Raw genomic sequence first — 6,000 nt, 5'->3', positions numbered from 1 at the left:
TGCCCGGTGCCGGAAGGTTAATTGATGGGGTTAGCGGCAACGCGAAGCTCTTGATCGAAGCCCCGGTAAACGGCGGCCGTAACTATAACGGTCCTAAGGTAGCGAAATTCCTTGTCGGGTAAGTTCCGACCTGCACGAATGGCGTAATGATGGCCAGGCTGTCTCCACCCGAGACTCAGTGAAATTGAACTCGCTGTGAAGATGCAGTGTACCCGCGGCAAGACGGAAAGACCCCGTGAACCTTTACTATAGCTTGACACTGAACACTGGTCCTTGATGTGTAGGATAGGTGGGAGGCTTTGAAGCGTGGACGCCAGTCTGCGTGGAGCCAACCTTGAAATACCACCCTTTAATGGCTGGTGTTCTAACGTAGACCCGTAATCCGGGTTGCGGACAGTGTCTGGTGGGTAGTTTGACTGGGGCGGTCTCCTCCTAAAGAGTAACGGAGGAGCACGAAGGTTAGCTAATCCTGGTCGGACATCAGGAGGTTAGTGCAATGGCATAAGCTAGCTTGACTGCGAGAGTGACGGCTCGAGCAGGTGCGAAAGCAGGTCATAGTGATCCGGTGGTTCTGAATGGAAGGGCCATCGCTCAACGGATAAAAGGTACTCCGGGGATAACAGGCTGATACCGCCCAAGAGTTCATATCGACGGCGGTGTTTGGCACCTCGATGTCGGCTCATCACATCCTGGGGCTGAAGTAGGTCCCAAGGGTACGGCTGTTCGCCGTTTAAAGTGGTACGCGAGCTGGGTTTAGAACGTCGTGAGACAGTTCGGTCCCTATCTGCCGTGGGCGCTGGAGAATTGAGGGGGGCTGCTCCTAGTACGAGAGGACCGGAGTGGACGCATCACTGGTGTTCGGGTTGTCATGCCAATGGCATTGCCCGGTAGCTAAATGCGGAAAAGATAAGTGCTGAAAGCATCTAAGCACGAAACTTGCCCCGAGATGAGTTCTCCCTGACTCCTTGAGAGTCCTGAAGGAACGTTGAAGACTACGACGTTGATAGGTCGGGTGTGTAAGTGCAGCGATGCATTGAGCTAACCGATACTAATGAACCGTGAGGCTTAACCTTACAACGCCGAAGCTGTTTTGGCGGAAAGAGACAATATTCAGCTTGATAACAGATTAATTGATGTGCAGAGATGCATGTTGATAACAGAATTTGCCTGGCGGCTTTAGCGCGGTGGTCCCACCTGACCCCATGCCGAACTCAGAAGTGAAACGCCGTAGCGCCGATGGTAGTGTGGGGTCTCCCCATGTGAGAGTAGGGAACTGCCAGACATCAATTAAGTGAAAAGGCCATCCGAAAGGATGGCCTTTTTGCATTGGGCGATCTCATGAGTCTTACGCTAACTTCTGCATTATTACGCCCGAGGAAGATATTCCCCAGGCGTAATATCCTGCTTATTCAATGTATTAATGAATAACCTGTGATAAGAACGCTCTTGTGCGTTCAGATTTCGGATTGGCGAAAAACTCTTCCGGTGGTGCCTGTTCCACGATTTCACCTCGATCCATAAAGATCACTCTATCTGCCACCGTTCTTGCAAATCCCATTTCATGTGTCACACACAGCATGGTCATTCCCGACTGAGCCAGACCAATCATCGTATCCAACACCTCTTTCACCATTTCCGGATCAAGGGCTGACGTAGGCTCATCAAACAGCATAATTTTGGGCTTCATACACAGGGAACGCGCAATCGCAACGCGCTGCTGCTGCCCTCCGGAAATTTGCCCCGGGAATTTATGCGCATGCTCGGCAATACGAACACGTTCCAGATAATGCATCCCTAAGACTTCGGCATCCTTTTTAGACATCTTCTTGACCCAAATAGGGGCCAGCGTACAGTTCTGTAATACCGTTAGATGCGGGAACAAATTGAAGTGTTGGAATACCATGCCCACTTCCTGGCGCACGCGTTCAATATTGCGAATATCTTCATCCAGCTCGATCCCATCAACGACGATGCGTCCTTGCTGATGTTCTTCGAGATGATTAATACAACGAATAGTTGTCGACTTTCCAGAACCCGATGGGCCACACAGGACGATACGTTCACCTTGCGTTACCTTCAGGTTGATATCTTTCAGTACGTGAAACTGTCCGTACCATTTATTGACGTTTTCCAGGGTAATCATCGCGTCAGCAGGGGTCATAATTACTTTGCTCATAAGTTCCTCAGTGCGGTGTCCGCCCGGTGTTAAAACGTTTCTCAAGATGCTGGCTATAGCGCGACATGCTGAAACAAAAAATCCAGTAAATCAGTGCGGCAAAGACATAGCCTTCGGTCGACATGCCAAGCCATATAGGGTCTACGGTAGCCTGTTGAACACTGCTGAAAAGATCGAATAACCCAATAATGATCACCAGGCTCGTATCTTTAAAGAGGGCAATAATCGTATTCACAAGCCCTGGAATAACCAGTTTGAGTGCCTGCGGTAAAATCACTAACCCCTGCGTTTTCCAGTATCCGAGTGCCAGTGATTCAGCCGCTTCATATTGTCCTTTTGGCAGAGCTTGTAGCCCACCGCGAACGACTTCTGCGACATAAGCGGACTGAAATAAAATGACGCCCACGAGTGCGCGGATTAATTTGTCGATCGTAGTCCCTTCCGCCATGAATAATGGCAGCATCACCGAAGACATAAACAACACGGTAATCAGTGGCACGCCACGCCAGAACTCGATAAAGATCACTGAAAGCACGCGCACTACCGGCATCGTTGAACGACGGCCAAGCGCCAACAAAATACCCAGCGGCAGCGCGCCAGCGATCCCGACGGAAGCAATGATCAAGGTTAATGTCAGCCCACCCCATTGGCGAGTTTCGACCCGCTCAAGTCCCAGCACGCCCCCATATAGCAACAACCAAACAACCAGCGGATAAACTACAGCCCAGCAAGCAATGTAGCGCCCACGGCGTGGCAAATGTTTCCAGAACATCGGTGCGATCGACAGCAGCCCAACAATAAGCGCCACGTTGATACGCCAGCGTTGCTCGTGTGGATACAAGCCATACATGAACTGACCAAAACGCTCATGAATGAATACCCAACAGGCACCCGCTTTGGTGCAGTCAGCGCGTGTGGATCCAACCCAGTTTGCCTGTAGAAATGCCCAGTTTATGAGCGGCGGAATAAGTTCCCACATCAGCCAAAAACAGATGATGGTGAGAAGACTGTTACTCCAGGAGGAGAACAGATTTTTACGTGCCCAGGCGATGAAACGCCAGCCCCCAGCGCTAGAAGGGCGCGGGACGTGAGACAGTACGGCTTTTGTCATCATGGCTCCTTAACGCTCGACCAGTGCGATGCGACGGTTATAGATGTTCATCAACAGTGAAATCGTCAGGCTAATAACCAGATAAACCGACATGGTGATGGCGATAGTCTCGATAGCTTGCCCCGTCTGGTTAAGTACTGTCCCGGCGAACAGTGAAACCATATCGGGATAACCGATAGCGGCAGCCAATGATGAATTTTTAGCAATATTCAGATACTGACTGGTCAGCGGTGGGATGATCACGCGTAAAGCCTGAGGAATGATCACCTGACGGAGTGTGACCGAATTGGGAAGGCCGAGCGATCGAGCCGCTTCGTGCTGCCCATGTGGTACAGCCTGAATACCAGAGCGAATAATTTCGGCAATAAACGCAGAGGTATAAATGGAAAGCGCCAGCGTGAGAGCCGCCAGTTCAGGGATTAATACCATCCCACCACGGAAGTTAAATCCGCGCAGTTCCGGAATATCCCAGTGTAATGCCGAACCAAAAATCCCTTGTGCCAGCACAGGTAAACCCACGATCAAAAGTAATCCGACGGGCCAGGTCTTGCGAAGCTGCCCGGTTTTCATCTGATGCATGCGGTTATAGCGAAACAGCCCAACGGATATTGCAACGGCGATAACGATAGCGGCAATAGCGGCCCATAAACCTTCGCCGGCCTCTGGCGATGGAATATATAGCCCGCGGTTACTGAGAAAAAATAACTCAAAAGCATCGAGGGCCTGGCGCGGACCTGGCAGATTACGCAGGACGGCGAAATACCAGAAAAAGATCTGCAACAAGGGCGGAATGTTGCGAAACGTCTCGATGTAAATCGTAGAAAGTTTGCGCAGGAGCCAGTTTTCAGATAGCCGGGCGAGCCCGAGGAAAAATCCGAGGAATGAAGCAAAAACAATACAAAGTGCAGAGACCAAAAGCGTATTCAGCAGGCCAACCAGAAATACCCTTCCATACGTATCGCTCTCCTGATAATCAATCAGGTGCTGCACAATTCCAAATCCTGCAGTGCGATCCAGAAAGGCAAAGCCCGAAGTAATGCCGCGATTGCTCAGGTTAGTTACGGTGTTATGAATCAAATAAATCGCAACGACCACGACGACGACAATGGCGATGATCTGAAATAGCCAGGCGCGGACCGCGGGATGAGAAAAGGAAAGTTTCCCTTTTAAGGCTAAGCGGCGATGGGACATAAAGAAACCTCGGTAACCATGACTCTGGGCTGGGCACCGCTCATGCAGTGCCCGTTACAGCTAAAAACTAGCGTACTGGTGGAGCGTACTGGATGCCGCCGTTGTTCCAGAGGTTGTTCTGGCCACGTTTGATCTTCAGAGGGCTTTCAGATCCCACGTTACGCTCGAAGATCTCCCCGTAGTTGCCAACGTGTTTAATGATGTTGTAAGCCCATTTATTATCGAGCTTAAGATCCTTGCCGTAGTCACCTTCTTTACCCAGAAGATGTGCCATATCCGGAGTGGATGGAGCTGCTGCTTTCTCATCAACGTTCTTCGAGTTAATTCCCATTTCTTCAGCATTCAGCATGGCGAAGAGAGTCCACTTAACAATCGAGGTCCACTCTTCATCACCGCGACGAACGACTGGGCCAAGAGGCTCTTTAGAGATAACTTCAGGCAGAACAATCCACTCCGCAGGATTACTGAGCTTAATGCGCAGGGCATACAGCTGAGACTGGTCAGAGGCCAGCGTATCGCAGCGGCCTGATTCCAGCGCTTTTGCGGATTCATCAGAGCGATCAAACGTCACTGGGGTGTATTTCATCTTATTCGCTTTGAAATAATCCGCGACGTTCAGCTCGGTATCCGTACCGGCCTGAATACAGACCGTCGCACCGTCGAGTTCTTTCGCACTCTTCAGGCCCGCTTTATTGTGAGTCAGGAAGCCGATACCGTCATAATAGGTGACGCCAGTAAACGTCATGCCCATGCCAGCATCACGAGACGAGGTCCAGGTGGTATTACGAGAGAGCACATCAACTTCGCCAGATTGCAAAGCGGTGAAACGTTCTTTCGCCGTAAGCGGGGTGTATTTTACTTTGGTATCATCACCGAAGAGAGCCGCTGCAACGCCTCGGCACACGTCAACGTCGATCCCGGAGAATTTCCCGTTAGCATCCGCATAGGAGAAACCCGGTAACCCATCGCTGATACCACACTGTACAAAGCCTTTCTTTTTAACAGCATCCAGAGTTGCGCCTGCATGGGCCTGACCCGCAACAGCAAACAACATGCCGGCGGCGGCCAGGCTGGCTATCATCGTCTTTTTCATATGCATCCTGTGTGGCGAAAATTATTGTTATAGAAAGTCGTTTTAAAACGCTTTTACCTGTCTGTGGCGTTGGCCGACGTTTATAAAGCAAACGTAATGCCAGTTTTCGTATTCAGCTAAAAAGAGAGATATCTGAACGCGTAATGCTGAGTGTAGACAGGGATAATTAAATCAAGCGCCCTGAAATGGTGCGAAATGACAACCTACGCCACAAATCAGAGCAAAAGTTGATAAGACCAAACGGAAATTATTGAGATGATTTCAGGGGTGAATATTGGCAGGATATTGAATGTTATTAATCTGTGAAAAATATCACGTATTAGATTGCAACCTGGATTTCGAGTGAATAAAAACGTGAGAACAATCAAGGATGAAAAGAGAGACAGGAATGTTACAGGGAAGTTTTTTAACAAGGAGAGCAATAACTGC

At 50.0% G+C, this 6,000-nt stretch carries 4 protein-coding genes and 2 rRNA genes; 2 read left to right on the top strand and 4 right to left on the bottom strand.

The window, feature by feature from the left end; translation table 11 throughout:
• Positions 1-1,073, top strand: a 23S ribosomal RNA gene (locus ACKI5T_RS10595); the annotation flags it as partial.
• A gap of 93 nt (positions 1,074-1,166) precedes the next feature.
• Positions 1,167-1,282 (top strand): 5S ribosomal RNA (gene rrf, locus ACKI5T_RS10590).
• A 135-nt stretch (positions 1,283-1,417) separates the two neighbouring features.
• On the opposite strand, the gene ACKI5T_RS10585 is transcribed toward rrf, so the two are convergent.
• The 4 genes from ACKI5T_RS10585 to ACKI5T_RS10570 form a co-directional block, all read right to left on the bottom strand.
• Positions 1,418-2,176 carry an amino acid ABC transporter ATP-binding protein gene (locus tag ACKI5T_RS10585; RefSeq protein WP_131486443.1) on the bottom strand — a complete coding sequence of 253 codons (759 nt, stop codon included), beginning with the start codon at positions 2,174-2,176 and terminating at the stop codon, positions 1,418-1,420.
• Between the two features lie 7 nt (positions 2,177-2,183).
• Positions 2,184-3,287: an amino acid ABC transporter permease gene (locus ACKI5T_RS10580; RefSeq protein WP_407437303.1), complete on the bottom strand. Its 1,104-nt coding sequence runs from the start codon at positions 3,285-3,287 to the stop codon at positions 2,184-2,186.
• Positions 3,288-3,296: 9 nt separating this feature from the next.
• Positions 3,297-4,478, bottom strand: a complete 1,182-nt coding sequence (locus ACKI5T_RS10575) for an amino acid ABC transporter permease (RefSeq protein WP_407437293.1) — start codon at positions 4,476-4,478, stop codon at positions 3,297-3,299.
• A gap of 67 nt (positions 4,479-4,545) precedes the next feature.
• Positions 4,546-5,571: an amino acid ABC transporter substrate-binding protein gene (locus tag ACKI5T_RS10570; protein ID WP_133631603.1), complete on the bottom strand. Its 1,026-nt coding sequence runs from the start codon at positions 5,569-5,571 to the stop codon at positions 4,546-4,548.
• Between the last annotated feature and the right edge of the window lie 429 nt (positions 5,572-6,000).

This window comes from Lelliottia sp., assembly GCF_045627565.1.
Lineage (GTDB): Bacteria > Pseudomonadota > Gammaproteobacteria > Enterobacterales > Enterobacteriaceae > Enterobacter.
The sequence above is the reverse complement of the archived record's forward strand: the minus strand, read 5'-3'. Positions and strand labels throughout refer to the sequence as shown.